Below are 20,548 nucleotides of genomic sequence, written 5' to 3' on the forward strand. Positions count from 1 at the left end.
CGCATTCGCGACCGGCCGCTTCGCCGTCATTGAGCCCCTGATTTTTGTTGTCCCTCGCCTGCGACGATTTGCCGCAACACTGAACATGGTCGCGCCGTTTTTCCGGTCAGGTCAACACCCGCCCCCGCGAGGCAGCGCCTCAGTCCAGCCCCAGCGACTCCCGCGTGAGCACGGATGCGCCGCGCGGGTGGCCTGCAGGCGTGGGCACGCTGGTCGGCCAGCCAGCCCCCTCGTACAGATGCGCCCACAATCGGTCGAGGGCGGCGTAGCCGTAGGGCAGCAGCGGCAGATGGCGCTCGCCGAAGCCTGGCAGCGGCAGGAACGCATCGAAATGCTGGGCGTGCGGCACCTTCCAGTACAGCAGCCGACGGCCCTCTTCGCGCAGCCAGGCGACATAGGGTTCGGAGGTGAAGGCGGTCGGCAGCAGGCCGTCGTCGGCACCGTGCACCACCCACAGCGGCAAGTCGGCGCGTGGCAGCTTGGCCGCCGTGGCAGCAATGGAGGCCTGCAGCATCTGCGCGGCCGGCTCGTCGCCGGTCCACAGCGCGCGCAGGCAATCCTCGCCGAGCAGAGTCGGATCGGGCGACACGTTGACGCCGCCGAACAGCCCCACGCCATTGCCGGGAGGAATGCCCGAGGCGTCGGCCCACCACGCCGCGCGCGCCATCGGATCAGTCACGCCCGGGAGGGCACCGGCACCCATCGGCGCGTAATGGAACCCGCATGGCATGTCGGCAGGGCCGCGGCGCAGATAGGCCGAGGCGTAACCGGCGGTGACCACGCGCCACAGGTCGAACGCGGTGGTGCTGGCCGCGGTGGCCATCGCCGCGTCGTTCCAGCCACGCTGCTGCAGATAGTGGCGCGCCTGCGCCGACTGCTCGGCCAGCGTGCTGCCTTGCAGCTTGCCCTGCGCGCGCAGGCTGGCGCAGCGCAACGACCACGCCGGCGGCGGCTGACGGGTTGCCCCGCGCGCCATGGGCGTGTCGTCGAAGCGGGCGTCGGCAAGCGCGCATGGCAGCCAGATCGCCGCCTCGGTCGCGTAGTCGTACAGCGGCCGGCCGCCGTCCGCGGCGTAGACATTGGGTTCCAGCGCCACCACGCCGGCGAAGAACCCGTCATGGTCGAGCCCCGCCGCCTGCAGCACCGCGCCGCCGCCATTGGAGATGCCGGTGGCGATGATCTTCGTGTTCTGCGCCGTGAACGGCGCCTCGCCGGGATAGGCGCGGTCGAGCATGGCCAGGCCGAACTGCGCGGCCTGGATCACGTCGCGGCCCCAGTCCGCCTCCGGGTTGTCGCCGGAGTGCGCGTGCTTGACCGCGATGCCCGTGCCGGCACCTGCCGGCGGCGGCTCGAACTCCAGTTCCTGCTCGCCGCGTTTCGCACGCCGGCCGTCCAGCGCCACCCCGCTGTCGTCGGAATAATCGAAATAGCCCGAGCCGGTGCCCTTGTCGGTGTACGCCACCGCGCAACCGCGCGGCAAACCCCACGCGCCGGCCACGGCGATCGCGCCGTAGATGCCGCGCGAACCGGACGAGGCGGTCACCACCAGGCAGCGCTTCGCGTGGTCGAATCCGTCGGGCAATTGCAGCAGCACCCGATGCGGCGAACGCGCCCCCGGCAGCCGAGCGAACATCTGGTACTCGCGCCCCGGCACGTCCGGCACGCCGCCGTACACGCGGCCGTAGCCGCCCAGCGGGCCGAGATCGGCGATGCCTTTCCAACTGGCCTGGATCGCCCAGCGGCGCAGCTCCGCCGCGGTAGGCGCCAGCGGATTGGCGAACGGCGCCGGCAAGCCTGCCAATCCGCTCAGGCCCAGGCCGGCGCTGAGCAGGTCATCGTGGCCGCGGTGCTCGGTGGCAAGCACTTTGCCCAGTTCCAGCTCATGCATCTTCGCCCCTCGCGTGGTCGCCCCTTCGACACAAGCGGACAGCATGACGGAAACCAGCACGCAGATGCACGGCGCGGCCAACCAGCGAAGGGATGCATTCATTGCCACACCATAAGCAGGCACGCGACGCGTTGCCATCGTACGAAGGTCCAGCCTCGCCGCCACGGCAACTCGACGCCGGCAGTTCGTCCGGCTACCTTGGCGCTCATGCCGAGTCTGTTGATCGCCGACGACCACCCGCTGTTTCGTGCCGCGTTGCGCCAGGCCGCCGAGCACAGCCTGCCCGACTGCACCGTGCGCGAGGCCACCAATCTGGCCACCGCACTGGCCGCGTTGCGTGCGGACCCGGACATCGACCTGGTGCTGCTCGACCTGCACATGCCGGGCAGCCACGGACTGACCGGGCTGGCCGCGGTGCGCGGCCAGCATCCGGCGGTTGCCGTGCTGGTGGTATCCGCGCACGACGAACCGCACGTGGTGCGCCGCGTGCTCGACCACGGTGCCGCCGGTTTCATCTGCAAGAGCGCCAGCCCCACCGAGATCGGTGCAGCGATCCGGCAGGTGCTCGACTGCGGCAGCTGGCTGCCCGCCGCACTCGCCGACGCCGTCGCCGCCCTGCCCGCCGATTCCACCGACACCGATCTCGCCGGCCGGCTGGCCCGGTTGACTGAACAGCAGTCGCGGGTGCTCGCCCTGCTCGCCGAGGGGCTGCTGAACAAGCAGATCGCCGACCGGCTCTCGATCCAGGAACGCACGGTGAAGGCGCACGTCACGGCGATCTTCGAGAAGCTGCGGGTGCGCAATCGCACGCAGGCCGGCATGCTGTTGCGATCGCTCGACCTGGGGGAGCCAGGACGGGTGGGATAGCCGCACGCGGCGACACCACGCCACGACATCGCCCTTGGCGGGATTCCATCCGTGGCCGGCCAGGCGCACACTGCGCGCGCCCAGACCGAGACGCCTCTGCCCCGTTCCCGGAGGATGGGCGCTACCTCATGATCTCGTCCCCTGCGCCGGCGGGTTCGCCCGCCGCACGTGACTTCATCCAGCAGAAGGATGTCAATCATGAATCTGTCGCGTCGTCTTCGTCTCGTCGTCCTGGCTCTCGTCGCCTTCGTCTGCGGAATCCTGTGGCCGGGCCTGCTGACCGGCGCCCAGGCGCGCGAAGCCACCCCGATGCAAACCATCGCCGGCCTCGGCAGCATCTCGTTCCCCACGTCGACCCATTCGACGGCTGCGCAAACCGCCTTCCTGCGCGGCGCGCTGCTGTTGCACCTGTTCGAGTATCCGGATGCCGCCAAGGCATTCCGCGAGGCCCGGCAACTGGACCCGGGCTTCGCCATGGCCTGCTGGGGTGAAGCGATGACGTACAACCACGGCATCTGGAACCAGCTCGATGCCGATGCCGGTCGCGCGGCACTCGACCGGCTCGGCCCTACCCCGGCCGCGCGCGCCGCCAAGGCGCCGACGCCGCGCGAGAAGGCCTATCTCGCCGCCGTGGAAATCCTGTATTCCGGCCACGGCACCAAGCCGGAACGCGACGCGCAGTACGACCAGGCGATGGAGCGATTGGCCAGGACCTGGCCGCATGACAACAACGCCCAGCTCTTCCACGCGCTGGCGCTGATGGGACGCAGCGAAGGCGTGCGCGACATCCCGGCCTATCTGCGCGCCGGTGCCATTGCCGAGCGCATCTTCCGCCTGAACCCGCAGGACCCCGGCGCGGCGCATTACTGGATTCACGCGATGGACGATCCCGCGCACGCCGCCGGCGCGCTCGAGCCTGCGCACGCGCTGTCGAAGATCTCGCCCGAGGCCGCCCACGCCCAGCACATGACGTCGCACATCTTCATGGCGCTCGGCTTGTGGGATGACGTGGCGAAAGCCAACGAGGTGGCGATGCGCGTGGTCAATGCCCAGGCCAAAGCCGCCGGCCGCCCGCCCGCCGAATGCGGTCACTACATGGAGTGGCTGGAGTACGCCTACTACCAGCAGGGTCGTTTCCGCGATGCTGAAAGGGCGCTGCAGGCATGCCGGCAGTCGATCGAGTCCTCGATAGCCTGGGCCAACGCCCACGCCGACCGGCTGGCCACGATGCAAAGCACGCCGACGAAATTCGCGCAAATGCTCAACAAGTCGCTGTTGCAGATGCGCGCGATCGCCGTGGTCGAATCCGGCGACGGCAACGGCCCGGCCGCGCACACCACGGTGGATACGACCGGCATGGGCCCGGACGCCGGCTGGAACGATTTCACCGAGGGCTATGCCGCGATCGAACGCCACGACCTGCCGGCTGCGCAGAAATCGCTGGCCGCGCTGTCGGCCCGGCACGCCGGCAGCGAGACCTCCGGCGACGCCCAGACGACCAGCTACCTGGCCATCCTCCGGGAGGACCTCGGCGGCATGCTGGCGATCGGCGAGGGCAAGCCGCAGAGTGGCCTGGATGCCATCCACCGCGCAGCCCGCCGCTACGAAACACTGGCGTTCGACTTCGGTCCGCCGGTGCCGATCAAGCCGCCACACGAACTGCTGGGCGAACAGTTGCTCAGGCAAGGCAAGGCGACCGAGGCGCGCGCGGCATTCGGGACCGCACTGAAAAGCGCACCCCGCCGCACCCGGTCCCTGCTCGGCCGCGCCCGCGCGGAATCGGCCAGCGGCGACACCGCGGCAGCCACCGCCACCTACAAGGAACTGATGACCATCTGGCACAGCGCCGATGCGGGCCTGCCGGCGCTGGCCGAAGCGAAGGGGTTCGTCGCGGCACATCCGTGAATGCACGGCGTCCCGCCGCGATCCCCGTCACGTACCAACACGCACTCAGGCGAAATGCGTGGCATCGACCTCGCTGCTTGCCGGCGCCATGAAATACTCGTGCAGGTATTTCTCGCCTTCGTCGCAGAACACCGTCACCACCGTATTCAACTCGGGGAAGTTCTTGCGGATGCGCTGCGCCGCCAGCATGTGCGCGCCGGAGCTGGGGCCGCAGAACAGGCCGTGGCGGCGTGCCAACCGTTTCATCTCGGCCACCGCATCGACGCTGGATACCGACAGCACCTCGTTCACCAGGCTGGCGTGGCGTTCGAAGATGCCCGGCACGAAGCCGTCGGAAATGCCCTCGATGGTGTGCGCGGCGATCTCGCCGCAGAGGATCGTGCACGATTCGGATGGCTCCATCGCGAACAGCCGCACATCGGGATTGACCGCGCGGAACGCCTGCCCCACACCGATCAGCGTACCGCCGGTGCCCACGCCGAGCACCAAAGCATCGGGCACGCAGCCGGCGGGCAGCTGGGCAAGGATCTCCGGGCCGAGGATCTCGCGGTTCTCCTCCACGTTCCATTCCGACTCGAACTGGCTGGGGCAGAAATAGCCGGGCTGCTGGCCCAGCTCCTTCGCCCGCGCCAGCGCCTCGTTGACGTGGAAATTGCCGCAGAACAGCACCTCGGCGCCGAATGCGCGGGAGATCGCCACGCGCTCGCTGGACAGCCCCTCGGGCATCACCACCTGCATGCGGTAGCCCTTCACCGCGGCCACCATCGACAGGGCGTTGCCGGTGTTGCCGCTGGTCGCCTCCACGATGGTGTCGCCCGGCTTGAGCAGGCCTTCGCGCTCGGCGCGCTCGATCATGTACCTGGCGATGCGCGCCTTGATCGAGCCGGACGGGTTGAGGAACTCGATCTTGGCGTAGACGCCCTCGATGTTCAGCAGCGGCGTGTCGCCGATGGCGTCGAGGATGGTGTCGGAGACCGTGGCAAAACGGGCGCTCATCTCAGTGGCCCTCGTGCGCATGCTGCATCACGTCCAGCGCCAGCGCGGAATGCGCATAGGCGGCGCCGGCGCGCATTTCGGCGGCGACCCAGATCGCCTCCATGATCTGCTGTTCGGTGGCGCCCTGCTTGAGCGCCTCGGCGGTATGGCCCTTGATGCAGTACGGGCATTGCGTGGTGTGCGCCACCGCCACCGCGATCAACTGCTTGGTGACGTCGGGCAAGGCGCCGTCGGCGAACACGGCGGCACTGAAAGCCTTGAAGGCCTGCAGCGGTGCGGGCGCCAGCTCGCGGCGCTTGCGCGCCAGTTCCACGGTGGAGGGGGGATACATGGGTGACTCCATGGGGTTTGCTCCTGTTCGTTTCTCGGACGCGCACGCCCGCTCGCCCTGCGGCGACCGGACGCGCGGGGTCGGGTCGATCGCCTCAGAGTGGCGGCCGCGATGTGCCGAGCACCCAGCCGGGCGGATCGCTGGCGGGAAAGCTCTGCGCCAGTTGCTCGTCGATGCGTCGTTCGCGCCGTTCGCGCGACTGGCGCGCATCACCCGGCGTTTGCCGCCGCACGTCGGATTCCGCTGCCCTTCTGCATCGTTTCATGGTTGTGCACCCGGCATGGCGCCAAGCGGGCGTCGCGTACCCTCACCTTAGGCGCGGCCGCATGACGCAGCGCTGATCCACGTCAGGGAATGGCTGGATCGCCGGCATGATGGGCGCGCACCGGTGAAAACACTGTGGTCGCGCCGGCCACGCGCGGCGGCAGCGATCAACCGTGCGACGGTGCGGCCGGCTGCATGTAGGTCGGCGTGTTCGCATAGGGCGCGGGCACCTCCCACATGCGCGCGGCGTAGAACACCGCCCAGGCCACCACGAACAGGCTCAGCACCCACACCCACACCGGGATCGACGAACGCGCCTCGGCGCGGCGCGGATCAAACGGATCGTCCGTGCTGAACGCATCCACGTGCAGTTGCAACTCGCCGCGCCGGGTCGAGCCCGGACGCAGGCCGGAGACCAGGATGCCGGGACCGTTCTGCACGACGAACGGAATCTCCTCGATGCCTTCGGCACCGCCCTGGTCCTCGGCACAGACGATCAGACGATGCGGACCGTCGCTCAGCTGGCGCGTATCCAGCGTCAGCGAGGTGGGCAACTCGCGATCGATCACCGGCTTCGGGTTGTCGTCGATGTAGATGCGCACGTGCGGCTTGGCCATCACGGATACCTCCCTCACCGATCCGGCCGCAGGATGTCGTTCTTGCAGTGGCGCGGATCCTTCTCGCCGGGCCGGAAGATCATCCAGAACATCGCGACGAAACAGCCGATCGTGATGGCACCGGCGATCCCGATGATCGCGATGTTGCCCCACAGCGGCCCGGTCATGTGATGCATGTCATTGCCCCTTCGCGCGCACAATAGCGACCTCGGCCGGCGTGACCGGCTTGGCGTGGTTGCCCCACGAGCTGCGCTCGTAGTTGACGATGTCGGCAATGTCCGCGTCGCTCAGCTGGCCGGCGAACGGCGGCATGGCGCTGTCGTATTTCACGCCGCCGATGATGACGCCGTGCGCGCCCTGCAACACCGTGTGGATGTGCAGGGTCGGGTCCTCATCGTCCACCGCGGCATTGCCCTTGAGCGGCGGAAAGGCGCCGGGGATGCCGGTGCCGGTGGCCTGGTGGCAGGCGGAACAATTGGCGGTGAACAACGCCTCGCCCTTGCTCGCCACGTACTGGTACGCACCGGCCGGAGCAGTCGCCGGCGCAGGTCCGGCCTTCGCCATCGGCGCCACGTTCGTCGCGCCGCCCATGCTGCCGTTCATCGTGTAACCCGGGATCGGTGTCTGCTTCAGGGACAGCAGATAGGCAACCAGCGCCCTGGCCTGCGGCGTGGGGATCACCTTGCCCGTCTTCGGCGCGAAGCCTGCCGGAACCGGCACCGCGGTCTCGCCGGGCGGCACCTCGTCCACCACGCGGAACAGGAACTTGAAGTTCGGCATGATCGACTCCGGCACCACCGCACGCGGATCGAACAGATGGATGTATTGCCACACGTCGCTCGGCTTGCTGGCGCCCAGGTTGGCGAGATCCGGGCCGGTGCGTTCGGAACCCAGCAACTCCGGCGTCTGGTAGACGAAGTCGCCCGGGGCGGAAGGCCGGCCGAACACCTTGTCCTCGTCCAGCGGGCGTACCTGTTGCGTGTGGCAATAGCTGCAGCCGTTGGCGACGAAAACCGTGCGGCCTTCCGCCTGCAACGCGGTCAGCGGTTCCACGCCCGGGCCCGCCGGTGTGCCGGACAAGTCGATCGCGGGCAGCACCGCCACCAGCAGAACGATGACGATGTAGATGCCCAGCGCCCCGCCGGCGATCAGCAGGAGTTTTTTCATGCCGCGACCTCCCCGGTGGCGTCGGCATCGAGCACCGGCGAGGCGGCATTGCCGGGCTGGCCCGAGGTCATGCGCCACACGTTCCACGCGAACACCAGGTGCGAGCCGAACATCAGCATCCCGCCCACGCCACGCCACACGTAGTACGGCTGCATGTCCACCACCGACTGGATGAACGGGAGGCCGTGCAGCCAATCCAGTCCCTGCACCGTGCCGCCGATCGACAGCGAGATCACGTAGATGAAGCTGCCTACCAGCGCCATCCAGAAATGCGCCGCCAGCCCGATGCGTCCCGCGGTCTTGCCGGTGGCCAGCGGCAGCAGCGCGTAGATGCCGCCCCACAGCGCGAACGTGACGAAGCCGTACATCGTCAGGTGCGAATGTCCGACCGTGAAGTTGGTGAAGTGCCAGATCGCCTGCATCGAGCGGAACGCCTCGACCGTGCCCTGGGTCGAGCCGAACAGATAACCGATCACCCCCACGAAGATGAACATCAGCGGGTAGGAATGGATCATGTCGCGATAGCGCCCGCGCATGGTCAGCAGATAGTTCGCGCTGCCGCCCCACACCGGCACCAGCATCGCCACGCTGAACACGATCGCGGTGGTCTGCAGCCACCACGGCAGCGGACTGAACAGGAAATGGTGCGCACCGAGCAGCGGATAGAACAGCAGGTTGGTCCAGAACGCGAACACGCCCAGCGCGTAGGAATAGATCGGTCGGCTCAGGATCTTGGGTATCGCGTAGTAGAACGTGCCCAGTGCCAGCGGGGTGAACCACATGCCGACCGCGTTGTGCATGTAGAAGCCGGAGATGGCCACCTGGCCCAGGCCATGCTGGTACCACGGCAGCACGCCCACGGTGGCGATCACGCAGGTCCACAACACGCCGGCGATGGTGTACCAGTTGGAAAGATAGATGTCCTCGCTGCTGCGCCTGAGCACGGTGCCGATGAGGTTCCATCCCGTCACCAGCAAGGCGGCCAGGAAGATCAGCCGGATCGGCCACGGCCATTCGCGATATTCCAGATCGCCGTCGTTGCAGCCCAGGTCCAGCGCAATCGTGCCGGCGATCGCGGCGAGGTTGAACAACGCCAGTCCGAGCCACGCCAGCCGGGTGCTGTACAGGCGCGTGCCGCAGCTGCGCGCGGCGATGTAATACGCCACGCCGACCAGGCCGATGCTGGCCCAGCCGTAGAACGTCGCGTTGGTATGGATCGGCCGCAGGCGACCGAAAGTCAGGTATTTGGCCGCCCAGAAGTCCGGTGCGCCGAACTTGAACGCCAGCAGCAGACCGACTGCCGTGGCAATCACCAGCCAGATCGTGGCGGTGGTGACGTACGCCGTGAATACCGCCGTCAACGCACGGTCGTCTTCCACCTGTCCGATCGCGCGGGGTGCCGCTGCGCTTGCCTGCATCGTTCCATTCCGTCGAATCCGGTATGGCGCCCACCCGGGCGTCGAGCCCCGTGACCATAGGCCTCGATCTCCGGTGCGGCATTGATCCAGATCAGGTCTCGCCGGCAGTGGCGCCGCAAGAATCGCCCGGCTGCGACGCGGTGGGCGAAGGCGCCGTGCCCGCGCTGACGGCGCGGGTACGCGCAACTTGTTGCGCCGCATGTACACCGCGCGCACCGAGGCGCAACAGCGTCTGCCGCAGTGCCAGCGGCTTGAGCGGCTTGTACAGCACGCCCGCGCCGGCATCGAGCAGTTGCTGGCGCAGTTCGCCGTCGCGGTCCGCGGTGAGCATCACCGTGGGTACGTCAGGGTGACCTGCCGCGAGTTGTCGCCAGACATCCAGGCCGTTCTGGCCGCCATCCAGATGGAAGTCCAGGATGTTGACGTCCGGCCGCCACGGCACCGCCAACGCCTGCGCCGCGTTGCGCGCGGCGTGCACCTGCCAGCCCCAGCTGGCCAGCAGCGTGGTCAGCGCCGCCAGCGCCGCCGGTTCGTTGTCCAGCACCAGCGCGCGGCCCGCCGGCAGCGGCCGCATGGTGTCGGGAGAGGGCGCGCGGTGCGGCGTGGGCGGTGCCAGCGGCACCTCGAGATGGAACACGCTGCCGTGCCCCGGCGACGAGCGCAGCCCGAGCGGATGGCCGAGCAGGTCCGCCATGCGCTGTGCGATCGACAGGCCCAGCCCCAAGCCCTGCCCTCCGGCCGTACTGCCGCGACGGAACTCCTGGAAGATCAGTTGCTGCTCCTCCGGCGCAATGCCGCCACCGGTATCCCACACCTCCAGCCGCAGCATGGCGCCGCGCCGGCGCGCGCCGAGCAGCACGCGGCCGTGGCCGGCATGGCGCAGCGCGTTGGACAGGAAGTTCTGCAGCACCCGCCGCAACAGCTGCGGATCGGACTGCACCCATGCCCGTGTACTCACCACGCGCAACCGGACATCGCGATCGGCGGCCATCGCGCGAAACTCGGCGCCGAGCGGATCGAACACTTCGGCCAGCGCAAACGCGCGCAGCTGCGGATGCAGGCGGCCACCCTCCAGCCGCGCCACGTCGAGCAGCCCGGTCAGCAAGCCCTCGGTGGCGGCGAGCGCGCCGTTGAGGTGCTGCGCCGTGCGGCTGTCGCCACCGCGCTCGGTCAGCGCATGCGCGAACAACTGCGCCGCATGCAGCGGCTGCATCAGGTCGTGGGTGACCGCGGTGAGGAAGCGGCTCTTCGCCTCGTTGGCCGCCTGCGCATCCGCCGAGGCCAGCGCCAGCGCGCGGGTGCGCTCGTCCACGCGCAATTCCAGCGTTTCGTTGACGCGCTTGAGCGCCGCCTCGGCCTGGCGGAACGCGGTGACGTCGGTGAAGGTGGCCACGAAGCCGCCGCCGGGCATCGGATTGCCGCGGACCTCCACGATCCTGCCGTCGGGAAAACGGCGCTCGGACAAATGCCGGGTACCCGCGCGCATGTGCTCCAGCCGGCGCTGCACGCGTGTCTCGACCGCTCCGGGGCCGAGCATGCCGGCCGCGATGTTGTGGCGGGTCAGCTCGGCGACCGGGCGGCCCACCCGCAGCATGCCCGGCGGATAGTTGAACAGGCGTGCATACGGCGAGTTCCACGCCACCAGGCACAGCTCCGCGTCGACCACGCAGATGCCTTGGCTCATGTTCTCCAGCGCCGCGCCCAGCACGCGCTGGTTGAAGCGCAAATCCTGCGCCGCCTCGCCCACGATCGCGACCACCGTATCGAGCTCCTCGCGGCCCTGCCGATGGGCCACTTCCAGCAGCAGGCGCGCCGAGGCGGCGCCGATCACCGCGGCCAGCTCGTGCTCCACCTGGTTGACCCGCGCGGTGCCGGAGGAGCCGCTGGCTGGCGCACCGTCGAACAGATGCTCGACACGCTCCGGCGGCAGGAAGCGCGCCGCCAGCGCACGCAGTTCGGCGACGTCGACATGGCCGACGCTGACCGCCCGTCCGCCCTGCCCGTAGCGCGAGCCGGCAACGGCCAGCATCACCGCCGCGTTCGCCGCCAGGCTGACCACCACGGCGCGACCGAGACGGTTCCAGTCGCCCAGGCCGAGCAGGTCGTCCGGCGCCAGCCAGTGCATGCCGAACGGCCCGTCGCGCAGCCACGGCAGCGACGCCGGCAGCAGCGCCGGCAGCACCGCATAGATCCACACCACGGTGCCGGCGGCCAGCCCGGCCATCACCGCGCGCGAACCCAATTGCGGCCGGTACATCGCCGCGAGCACGGCCGGGGTCAGACCGGCCAATGCCGAGAACGAGATCGCGCCGATGTCGGCCAGCGCCTCGTTGCGCGCCAGCAGGCGGCTGTAGGCCCAGGCCAGCAGGATCACCACCACGATCGCCACGCGCCGGTAATTGAGCAGCGCCCCGCGCAGGTCGACGCGCTCGCCGCGCCCCCAACCCGAACGCACGCGCAGCGGCGCGATGAAATGGTTGACCACCATCAGGCTCAGCGTCAGCGTGGCGATCACCACCATACTGGTCGCCGCGCTCAGCCCGCCGAGAAAGGCGATCAGCGCCAGCCCCTGCCTGCCCTGCGCCAGCGGCAGCGCCAGCACATACATGTCCGAGGACACCCCGCTGGGGCCGAGCAGCGCGTCGCCCAGCCGCGCCAGCGGCAGGATCGGCAGCGAGATCAGCAACAGGTACAGCGGGAACAGCCAGCGCGCCGTGCGCAGGTTGCCGTCGCTGCGGCACTCCACGATGCCGGCGTAGAACTGGTGCGGCATGGTGAACATCGCCAGCGCACCGAGCAGGATCAAGGCCGGGAACCCGCCGCTGTCCGGCGGCGTGGGCACATGCGCAGGCAGGTTCGTCGGCAGCGCGGCAAACAACAGGCTGCCCAGCGCCAGCATTGCGCCAAGCTTGAACAGCGACTCGAACGCCATCGCCAGCACCAGCCCGCGATTGTGCGCCATGGTCGAGGCGCGCCGCGTACCGAACAGCATCGCGAACAGCGCCATCAGCAAGGCCACGTACAACGCGCTGTCCTGCCACGGCTCGGATTCGGCCAGTTGCCCCTGGCTGAGGATGCCGTAGCTCATCGCCACCGCCTTGAGCTGCAGCGCGATGTACGGCACGATGCCGATCACCACCACCGCGGTGACCAGCGCCGCCAACCCCGAATGCCGGCCCAGCCGCACCGCGATCAGGTCGGCCAGCGAACCGGCGTTGTACTCGCGCACCAGCTGCACCATCCGGCCGAGGAATTTCAGCGCGAACAGGTACATCACGATCGCCCCCACGAACGTCGGCGGCAGCCACCAACCGGAGCGGCTGGCCTGGGTGACGGTGCCGTAGAACGTCCACGAGGTGCAGTGGATCGCCAGCGACAGCGCATACACGATCGCCCATCGCTTCTCGAATATGTGCGGCTGCCGCTCGCCAAGCAACGCCACCCCGAACAGCAGGCCGAGCCAGCACAGCGCAGCGATGGCAATGACGCTGGCGCTCAGCATGGTTTTTGCGCCCTTGCTTGCGGGCGTGGCCCCGGCCGCGATACTTCTGCCGCGGTGTGCACTGTCTTCAAGGCAAAGAGCCTCCTTGCACCTGCACCTGTAGGAGCGCACTTCTGCGCGATGTCCTTGACTCCATCCGAAGCCAACAGCGTCCGATCGCCGGCCCCTGTAGGAGCGCACCCTGTGCGCGATGCTCTGGCTCGTGACACCGGTGAAGCGAACAGCGGTCGATCGCCTTCGGCGACCGAGTCACTTTGAGCAAAGGCATCGCGCACAGGGTGCGCTCCTACAAGGACGGGCGGGCGGCCAGTCTCCGTTTTGCACGGAACCAAAAGTTTTGCACGGAACCAAAAGCATCGCGCGCGAGCGCGCTCCCACGATACCGTCGAAGCCATCCGCATGGGGGGACATCAATGCCCGGCAGGCAAACCCAGCGCGTGCACCGCGTCCACCAGCCAGCGCAACTGCACGCCCTGGCGTGTGTCGTAGTCGGCTCCCGAATAACCCCACCAGTCCCAGCATGCCTGCGGATTCAAGGGCGCGAAACTTGCGCGTGTCTGAGGATATAGCACGGCCACGTCGTAGACGTCCGCCCAGCGATTGAAGCCCGCGTCCTCGACGAAGGCCTTGCCCACGGCGTCGGCATTCTGCTTGCAGCCGTGGAAGGCCACCATCAGGCCGCAGGGCTTGCCGGCGATGCAGGCCGGCGGCAGATAGACGTATCCGGTGCTTGCCAGGAACGCGTCGGCGCCCCCGGGGCGCAGCGCATCCTGGTCGAACGTGCGCAGCTCGCCGCGTGCCGCGGTGGCGGCATGCGCCGGCTCGCCGAACATCCGCGCGAAAATTTCGCCGGCGGCGTCGAAGCCGCAGTGGCCCAGGTACGGCGCCACCGACTTGTCGCAATCGTCGCCGCTGCCGGCCACCGGCAGGTTGTGCGCAAACGCACGCTGGCCGTCCTCGTGCACCTGCATGCCGTCCAGGCCGGGCGTGCCGTCGCGCAACTGCTCGTAGAAACGGGCGCCGGCCTCGGCCACGGCCGGGGCGACCAGGGCGTCGTCCTTGCCATGCAGCAGGTAGACGCGGGCGCCGGCGAGATCCTTCAGCGGACCGATCCGGCCGTCGGCCGAGCGCTCACGGGCACTGGCCACCAGTTTGGCGACATCGGGCGCCGGCACTCCCTTCATGCAGGCGCTCAGCGCCACCGCCAGCTGCCCCCCGGCACAACCGTACGGGCCGCCGGCGACCAGCGCGGCATCGGGAAACAGATCGGGATACGCGAGCTGCGCCTGGCCGGCCATGTAGGCCCCCGAGGAAAGCCCCACCACCGCGACGCGGGCGGGGTCGATCGCCAGATGCGGCAGGCGCCCGGCGGTGTCGGCGGCGCAGGCGCTGCCGCTGCCCAGCAGGGTCAGCAGCAGCAAGCGGTTGAACCATCGGCTGTTCATGGGTCTGCTCCGTCGAATGGTGGGCCTGCCGGCCGGGAAGCGGCGGATCGCCCCTGCCCACCGCTGCGCCGCAGGCCATGCTTGCCCGTGGTGCAGTGGCGGTTGGCCCGGCGCACCGGGACCCGGTGCGTTCCGCTCAGAAATTGTACCGGGCGCTGAAGTACCAGTTGCGTGGCGCGCCGTAGTAGGCGGTCTGGATGTTGCCGACGCTGGAGAACTCCTGGCCGTCGGTCTTGTAGACCTTGTCGCCGAGGTTGCGCACGCCGGCGCGCAGCTGCCAGTGCCCGTCGACCGAATCGAACACGCCGAACACGCCGGTGACCGTGTACGCCTGCTGCATCAGCCCGTCGCGGTTGTCGACGCTGAGCCAGGTGTCGCTGCGATACGAGGCGTCGGCGCCGAAGGTCAGCGCGCTGCCGCTGGGCAGGCCGAAGGTGTGCGCCAGCGCCACGCGGGCGGTGAACTTCGGCGAGAACGGCACGTGGTCGTGCAGGTCGGCCAGGCTCGGGTCGTACTGCGTGCGGGGGTCGACGAACTTGTCGTAGCGCGCATCCATCCACGCCAGCTGCGTCGAAAGCCTGGTGCCCTCGCCCAGCACGGCGGCGCCCTCGAACTCCAGGCCGTCGATCTTCAGCTTGGCGGCGTTGAGCACCGGGAAGCTGAAGGCCGGCGTGGCCGAGCCCGGGTTCTGCACCTCGGAAACGCGCGCCTGGAAGTCGGTGTAGTTGGAGTGGTAGGCGGCGAAATTGCCCTGCAGCCGGTTGTCGGCCGAGCGCATCTTCAGGCCCAGCTCGTAGGTCCACACGTACTCGGGATCGAAGGTCGGGTCGGCCGCTTCCGCCGGATCGTTGGCGCGGCCGTTGAAGCCGCCGGACTTGAAGCCGCGGTTGACCGAGACATAGCCCATCGTCTGCGGCGTGAACTGCTTCTCCAGGCTGAGCGACGGCGTGACCGCGCTCCACGACTTGCTGGTCGGCTGGATCACCGCCTGCGGGTCCTGGCTGAACGCCTGCAGCGGCGCGCCGAAGAACGCGCTGGTGGTGCGCCAGTAGTCCTTCGTTTCGTGGGTGTAGCGCACGCCGGCGGCGAGCGTCCAGGTCGGCACGAACTCCCAGTTGAAATGCGCGAAGCCGGCCCAGCTCTTGTTCTCCAGCTTGTCGTCGATCGTGCGCAGGAAATCCACCGGCAGCGTGGCGAAGCGCAGCAGGTCGTCGGCGTAGGCCTCTTGGTGCGAGGGCACCTTCTCGTCCAGGTAATACAGGCCGTACACGGCCTGCAGGTTGCTGCCGTTGTCGTACTGCAGCTGCAGTTCCTGGCTCAGCTGTTTCTGATGGAAATCGACCAGCACGTCGCCCAGTTCCAGCGTGGTGGCGTCGATGTCGATGAAGGAATTGCTGTGCAGCTTGCGCCACGCCGTGATGCTCTTCAGGTCCCAGCGGTCGGCCAGGTGCCAATCCATGTGCAGCGACGCGCCGTAGTGAGTGAGCTTCTGCCCGTGGCCGGGGCCGAACGAGGTCGCGCCGTGGAAGTCGTACTTGCCGGCGGGCGGCGTGTAGAGCAGCACCTGGCCCAGTGCGAGGTCGGTGGCATACAGCGGCGCGGTCGCCTCACCCAGGGTCAGCTTGGTGTCCTGCTTGGTGTAGTCGGCCGACAGCGTGGCGCTGAAGGCGTCACTGGGTTGCCACTTCAACTTGCCGCGCACGGCCTTGGTGTTGTCGTTGTTGTATTTCTGGCCGGTGGCCGGATCGGTGACGTAACCATCGGTGCGCGTGTAGACGCCGGCCAGATTGCCCGACACCGTTGCGCCGAGCGGCCCGGAAACATAGAAACGACCCTCGCGCCGGCCATAGTTGCCGACCGTGCCCTCGATCGAGCCCTCGGGCGTGTTGCTCGGCTCTTTGGTAATGATCTTGATCGCGCCGCCGGTGGAGTTCTTGCCGTACAGCGTGCCCTGCGGCCCGCGCAGCACCTCGACGCGCTCGATGTCGAACAGGCTGAACAGGGCGCCCTGGATGCGCGAGTAGTACACGTCGTCGACGTACATGCCGACGCCCGGGTCGAAGGTCTGCAACGCGTCGGGCTGGCCGATGCCGCGGATGAACACGTTCACCGAGGAGGACGAGCCACGGCCCTGCACGATGTTCATGCCCGGCACGGCTCCCTGCAGGCCGTCGATGTTGTTCGCCTGCAGATCCTTCAGATCCTCGTTGGTGAACGCGCTGACCGCCACCGGCACCTTCTCCAGCGCCTCGCCGCGACGCCGCGCGGTGACCGTGACCGCTTCCAGCTGTGTCGCCTCGGCCTGCTTGGCGGCCGCCGGCTTGACCGTGCCTGACGGATCCGTGACCTGCTGCGCCTGCAGCGGCGCCATCAGCGCGAAACCCAGTACCAGACCGATCGCCGAGCTCAGTTGCGTGCGTTTCATGACGTCCCCTTGGCGGTGAATGCATCGCTCGCGCGGATGCTGAATGCAGATCAGCTTAGGTGCCCGTGCAAGCCGGGGCACTCGTACCTTCGTACAGTGCCCGCGCCCTGGTGCCTCCGGGATACTCGACGCCTGTCGCATTGACGAGGCTGGGGAAATCACGGATGGCATTCTTGATCGTGCTGGCTGCGCTGTGCTTCCTGATGTTCGCGGCCTACCGCGGCTACAGCGTGATCCTGTTCGCCCCGATCGCCGCGCTGGGCGCGGTGCTGCTGACCGAGCCGGCGCTGGTGGCACCGATGTTCACCGGCCTGTTCATGGACAGGATGGTCGGTTTCCTCAAGCTGTATTTCCCGGTGTTCATGCTGGGCGCGGTGTTCGGCAAGCTGATCGAGCTGTCGGGGTTCTCCAAGTCGATCGTGGCGGCGACGATCGGCCTGGTCGGGCGCAGCCGGGCGATCCTGTCCATCGTGCTGGTGTGCGCGCTGCTGACCTACGGCGGCGTGTCGCTGTTCGTGGTGGTGTTCGCGGTCTACCCGTTCGCGGCGGAACTGTTCCGCGCCAGCGACATCCCCAAGCGGCTGATCCCCGGCACCATCGCGCTGGGCGCGTTCACCTTCACCATGGATTCGCTGCCCGGCACGCCGCAGATCCAGAACATCATCCCCACCGCGTTCTTCGGCACCGATACCTGGGCCGCGCCGTGGTTGGGCACGATCGGCGGCATCTTCATCCTGGTCGTGGGCCTGGGCTATCTCGACTGGCGCCGGCGCAAGGCCGCGGCGGCCGGCGAGGGCTACGGCAGCAACCTGGTCAACGAACCGGAGCCGTTCGACGCCACCCGCCTGCCGCATCCGCTGATCGCCCTGCTGCCGCTGGTGCTGGTCGGCGTATGCAACAAGCTGTTCACCGACTGGATTCCGCACCTCTACGGCGAGACGCAATCGTTCCTGCCCAGCGTGGTCGGCAGCGCCAGGCCGGTGGTGCAGGAGGTGTCCAAGGTCGCCGCGATCTGGGCGGTCGAGGGCGCCCTGCTGGCAGGCATTCTTTGCGTGCTGGTGTTCGCCTGGCGTGCAGTGATGGGGCGGCTGGCCGCAGGCACTCAGGCGGCGGTCGGCGGCGCCTTGCTGGCCTCGATGAACACCGCCTCGGAGTACGGCTTCGGCGCGGTGATCGCCGCCCTGCCCGGCTTCAAGCTGGTGGCCGACGCGCTGCACACCATTCCCAACCCGCTGGTCAACGAGGCGGTCACCGTCACCGCGCTGGCCGGCATCACCGGCTCGGCCTCTGGCGGCATGAGCATCGCGCTGGGCGCGATGGCGGAGACCTTCATCCACAACGCGAACGCCGCCGGCATCCCGATGGAGGTGCTGCACCGCGTGGCCGCGATGGCCTCCGGCGGCATGGACACCCTGCCCCACAACGGCGCGGTGATCACCCTGCTGGCGGTCACCGGGCTGACCCATCGCCAGTCCTACAAGGACATCTTCGCGATCACCGTGATCAAGACCCTGGCCGTGGCCGTGGTCATCACCGCGTACTACCTGCTGGGCGTGGTCTAGCGCACTCCGCCCGCGCCGCCCGCCGCTTGAACCCCGGGACGAAGCCCGCCTCGGGCGATGACCGACCCGTGCCACCGGCCGTTCGCCGAGGCGGGTGGTGTCGCGTGCCTTGACCGGCTGTCGCACGGGTGCCCACACGCGGGCGCACAAACCCGTATAATCGACCGGTTAACCCTCAAATTACCCACGTGGTGGCTGCACGCGCCACCCGAGTCGATCCCATGTCCATAGAAAATCTGCGCAACATCGCCATCGTCGCCCACGTCGACCACGGCAAGACCACGCTGGTGGACTGCCTGCTCAAGCAGTCCGGCACGCTGAACGAGCGCACCGTGCTGGCCGAGCGTGTGATGGATTCGAACGACCAGGAAAAGGAACGCGGCATCACCATCCTGGCCAAGAACACCGCCATCACGTGGCGGGGCAACCGCATCAATATTGTCGACACGCCCGGACACGCCGACTTCGGCGGCGAGGTCGAGCGCGTGCTGTCGATGGTCGACTCGGTGCTGATCCTGGTCGACGCGATGGACGGCCCGATGCCGCAGACCCGCTTCGTGACGCAAAAGGCGTTCGCGATGGGCTTCAAGCCGATCGTGGTGATCAACAAGGTCGACCGCCCCGGTGCGCGCCCGGAGTGGGTCGTCGAGCAGGTATGGGATCTGTTTGACCGCCTCGGCGCCACGCCCGAGCAGATGGAGTTCCCGATCGTCTACGCCTCGGCGCTGAACGGCTACGCCGGCCTGGACGAGAACGTGCGCGAGGGCGACATGACCCCGCTGTACGAGGCGATCATGCAGCACGTCAGCAAGCCGGACGTGGACCCTGACGGCCCGTTCCAGATGCGCATCAGCCAGCTCGACTACAACAACTTCGTCGGCGTGATCGGCATCGGCCGCATCCAGCGCGGCACCTTGAAGAAGAACATGCCGGTGGCGGTGATCGACCGTCACGGCAAGAAGCGCCAGGGCAAGGTGCTGCAGGTGCTCGGCTTCCTCGGCCTGGAGCGGATCGAGCAGGAAACCGCCGAGGCCGGCGACATCGTGGCCATCTCGGGCATCGCCGACCTGACCATCTCCGACACCATCTGCGCGCTGGACACGCCCGAAGCGCTGCCTGCGCTGACCGTGGACGAACCGACGATCTCGATGACCTTCCAGGTCAACAATTCGCCGTTCGCCGGCAACAAGGATCTCTCCGGCGGCAAGTTCCTCACCAGCCGCCAGCTCAAGGACCGGCTGGAGCGCGAGCAGGTGCACAACGTGGCGCTGAAGGTGGAGCAGGGTTCGGATGCCGACAAGTTCCTGGTCTCCGGCCGCGGCGAGCTGCACCTGTCGGTGCTGATCGAGAACATGCGCCGCGAAGGCTACGAACTGGCCGTGTCACGCCCGGAAGTCATCATCAAGGAGATCGACGGCCAGAAGATGGAGCCGATCGAGCAGTTGGTGGTCGACGTGGAGGAAATCCACCAGGGCGGCGTGATGGAGAAGCTGGGCATGCGCAAGGGCCAGCTGAAGAACATGGAATCCGACGGCAAGGGCCGCGTGCGGCTGGATTACGAAATCCCGGCGCGCGGCCTGATCGGCTTCCAGAACCAGTTCAAGACCCTGACCCAGGGCTCGGGCCTGCTGTTCCACGTGTTCGACCACTACGGCCCGAAGGAAGAAGGCCAGATCGCCAAGCGGCAGAACGGCGTGATGATCGCCAATGCCGGCGGCACCACCCCCGCCTATTCGCTCGGGCCGCTGCAGGATCGCGGCAAGCTGTTCGCCGCCGAGGGCGACAACGTGTATGAAGGCCAGCTGGTCGGCATCCACGCCAAGGACAACGACCTCACCGTCAACGTGATCAAGCCCAAGCCGCTGACCAACATGCGCGCCTCGGGCAAGGACGACGCGATCCAGCTCACCCCCGCGATCAAGTTCACCCTGGAACAGGCACTGGACTTCATCGACGACGACGAGCTGGTCGAGGTCACCCCGAAGGAAATCCGCCTGCGCAAGAAACACCTCACCGAGATCGACCGCAAGCGCGCCTCGCGCAGCTGAGTGGTCATCTCGTGTGATTGAACGGAAGGCCGCCGCGAGGCGGCCTTTTGCTTGCCGGCGGCCGCGTCATCTGCAGGAGCGCACCCTGTGCGCGATGCTCTTCGTCATGTAAG

15 protein-coding genes are annotated in these 20,548 nt (G+C 68.2%); 4 read left to right on the forward strand and 11 right to left on the reverse strand.

Translation table 11 applies throughout. From position 1 onward, the window contains the following. Positions 1 to 139: 139 nt before the first annotated feature. A complete protein-coding gene (locus ACVCMC_RS05940; protein ID WP_447099024.1) occupies positions 140 to 1,990 on the reverse strand; it encodes a 3-hydroxybutyrate oligomer hydrolase family protein in 1,851 nt (616 codons plus the stop codon). A gap of 105 nt (positions 1,991 to 2,095) precedes the next feature. On the opposite strand from ACVCMC_RS05940, the gene ACVCMC_RS05945 reads away from it, so the two are divergent. Together ACVCMC_RS05945 and ACVCMC_RS05950 are read left to right on the forward strand one after the other, a co-directional pair. Then, the gene (locus ACVCMC_RS05945; RefSeq protein WP_447099025.1) at positions 2,096 to 2,755 is read left to right on the forward strand and encodes a response regulator; all 660 of its coding nucleotides are present in this window, start codon (positions 2,096 to 2,098) and stop codon (positions 2,753 to 2,755) included. 198 nt (positions 2,756 to 2,953) lie between these two features. Beyond that, positions 2,954 to 4,660, forward strand: coding sequence for a hypothetical protein (locus tag ACVCMC_RS05950; protein WP_447099026.1), 1,707 nt, complete (start codon positions 2,954 to 2,956; stop codon positions 4,658 to 4,660). Positions 4,661 to 4,705: 45 nt separating this feature from the next. Here ACVCMC_RS05950 and ACVCMC_RS05955 read toward each other — a convergent pair whose 3' ends face one another. From ACVCMC_RS05955 to ACVCMC_RS06000, 10 genes are all read right to left on the reverse strand, one after another. Further along, entirely contained in the window at positions 4,706 to 5,656 is a 951-nt protein-coding gene (locus ACVCMC_RS05955; RefSeq protein ID WP_447099027.1) for a PLP-dependent cysteine synthase family protein, read from the reverse strand. A gap of 1 nt (position 5,657) precedes the next feature. Next, positions 5,658 to 5,999, reverse strand: a complete 342-nt coding sequence (locus ACVCMC_RS05960) for a carboxymuconolactone decarboxylase family protein (protein WP_447099028.1) — start codon at positions 5,997 to 5,999, stop codon at positions 5,658 to 5,660. 82 nt (positions 6,000 to 6,081) lie between these two features. Beyond that, entirely contained in the window at positions 6,082 to 6,252 is a 171-nt protein-coding gene (locus tag ACVCMC_RS05965) for a hypothetical protein (protein WP_395118232.1), read from the reverse strand. A 166-nt stretch (positions 6,253 to 6,418) separates the two neighbouring features. Then, complete coding sequence (locus ACVCMC_RS05970; RefSeq protein WP_395118230.1) at positions 6,419 to 6,868, reverse strand: cytochrome C; 450 nt, start codon at positions 6,866 to 6,868, stop codon at positions 6,419 to 6,421. A gap of 14 nt (positions 6,869 to 6,882) precedes the next feature. After that, entirely contained in the window at positions 6,883 to 7,035 is a 153-nt protein-coding gene (locus ACVCMC_RS05975) for a hypothetical protein (RefSeq protein ID WP_395118228.1), read from the reverse strand. Positions 7,036 to 7,045: 10 nt separating this feature from the next. After that, positions 7,046 to 8,035, reverse strand: coding sequence for a cbb3-type cytochrome c oxidase subunit II (locus ACVCMC_RS05980; protein ID WP_447099029.1), 990 nt, complete (start codon positions 8,033 to 8,035; stop codon positions 7,046 to 7,048). After that, the gene (locus ACVCMC_RS05985) at positions 8,032 to 9,453 is read right to left on the reverse strand and encodes a cbb3-type cytochrome c oxidase subunit I (RefSeq protein ID WP_447099030.1); all 1,422 of its coding nucleotides are present in this window, start codon (positions 9,451 to 9,453) and stop codon (positions 8,032 to 8,034) included. Before ACVCMC_RS05985 ends, ACVCMC_RS05980 begins: the two co-directional genes overlap by 4 nt. A 91-nt stretch (positions 9,454 to 9,544) precedes the next feature. Next, positions 9,545 to 12,955: a PAS-domain containing protein gene (locus tag ACVCMC_RS05990; protein WP_447099031.1), complete on the reverse strand. Its 3,411-nt coding sequence runs from the start codon at positions 12,953 to 12,955 to the stop codon at positions 9,545 to 9,547. Positions 12,956 to 13,365: 410 nt separating this feature from the next. Then, positions 13,366 to 14,400: an extracellular catalytic domain type 2 short-chain-length polyhydroxyalkanoate depolymerase gene (locus ACVCMC_RS05995; protein WP_447099032.1), complete on the reverse strand. Its 1,035-nt coding sequence runs from the start codon at positions 14,398 to 14,400 to the stop codon at positions 13,366 to 13,368. A 136-nt stretch (positions 14,401 to 14,536) separates the two neighbouring features. Next, positions 14,537 to 16,825, reverse strand: a complete 2,289-nt coding sequence (locus ACVCMC_RS06000) for a TonB-dependent receptor (protein ID WP_447099033.1) — start codon at positions 16,823 to 16,825, stop codon at positions 14,537 to 14,539. Positions 16,826 to 16,989: 164 nt separating this feature from the next. Here ACVCMC_RS06000 and ACVCMC_RS06005 point away from each other — a divergent pair, with 164 nt between their 5' ends. Together ACVCMC_RS06005 and typA are read left to right on the forward strand one after the other, a co-directional pair. Next, positions 16,990 to 18,387: a GntP family permease gene (locus ACVCMC_RS06005; RefSeq protein WP_395118216.1), complete on the forward strand. Its 1,398-nt coding sequence runs from the start codon at positions 16,990 to 16,992 to the stop codon at positions 18,385 to 18,387. A 221-nt stretch (positions 18,388 to 18,608) separates the two neighbouring features. Beyond that, positions 18,609 to 20,435, forward strand: coding sequence for a translational GTPase TypA (typA, locus tag ACVCMC_RS06010; protein WP_447099034.1), 1,827 nt, complete (start codon positions 18,609 to 18,611; stop codon positions 20,433 to 20,435). Positions 20,436 to 20,548 lie beyond the last annotated feature (113 nt).

The sequence above is a fragment of the Rhodanobacter sp. UC4452_H20 genome, assembly GCF_052978205.1.

Coding starts and splice junctions, on each gene's coding strand:
- ACVCMC_RS05960 (WP_447099028.1), bottom strand. CDS start 5,999: ATGGAGTCACCCATGTATCCCCCCTCCACCGTGGAACTGGCGCGCAAG.
- ACVCMC_RS06000 (WP_447099033.1), bottom strand. CDS start 16,825: ATGAAACGCACGCAACTGAGCTCGGCGATCGGTCTGGTACTGGGTTTC.
- ACVCMC_RS05990 (WP_447099031.1), bottom strand. CDS start 12,955: ATGCTGAGCGCCAGCGTCATTGCCATCGCTGCGCTGTGCTGGCTCGGC.
- ACVCMC_RS05965 (WP_395118232.1), bottom strand. CDS start 6,252: ATGAAACGATGCAGAAGGGCAGCGGAATCCGACGTGCGGCGGCAAACG.
- ACVCMC_RS05970 (WP_395118230.1), bottom strand. CDS start 6,868: ATGGCCAAGCCGCACGTGCGCATCTACATCGACGACAACCCGAAGCCG.
- ACVCMC_RS05940 (WP_447099024.1), bottom strand. CDS start 1,990: ATGAATGCATCCCTTCGCTGGTTGGCCGCGCCGTGCATCTGCGTGCTG.
- ACVCMC_RS05955 (WP_447099027.1), bottom strand. CDS start 5,656: ATGAGCGCCCGTTTTGCCACGGTCTCCGACACCATCCTCGACGCCATC.
- ACVCMC_RS05980 (WP_447099029.1), bottom strand. CDS start 8,035: ATGAAAAAACTCCTGCTGATCGCCGGCGGGGCGCTGGGCATCTACATC.
- ACVCMC_RS05975 (WP_395118228.1), bottom strand. CDS start 7,035: ATGACCGGGCCGCTGTGGGGCAACATCGCGATCATCGGGATCGCCGGT.
- ACVCMC_RS05945 (WP_447099025.1), top strand. CDS start 2,096: ATGCCGAGTCTGTTGATCGCCGACGACCACCCGCTGTTTCGTGCCGCG.
- ACVCMC_RS05985 (WP_447099030.1), bottom strand. CDS start 9,453: ATGCAGGCAAGCGCAGCGGCACCCCGCGCGATCGGACAGGTGGAAGAC.
- ACVCMC_RS05995 (WP_447099032.1), bottom strand. CDS start 14,400: ATGAACAGCCGATGGTTCAACCGCTTGCTGCTGCTGACCCTGCTGGGC.
- ACVCMC_RS06005 (WP_395118216.1), top strand. CDS start 16,990: ATGGCATTCTTGATCGTGCTGGCTGCGCTGTGCTTCCTGATGTTCGCG.
- ACVCMC_RS05950 (WP_447099026.1), top strand. CDS start 2,954: ATGAATCTGTCGCGTCGTCTTCGTCTCGTCGTCCTGGCTCTCGTCGCC.
- typA (WP_447099034.1), top strand. CDS start 18,609: ATGTCCATAGAAAATCTGCGCAACATCGCCATCGTCGCCCACGTCGAC.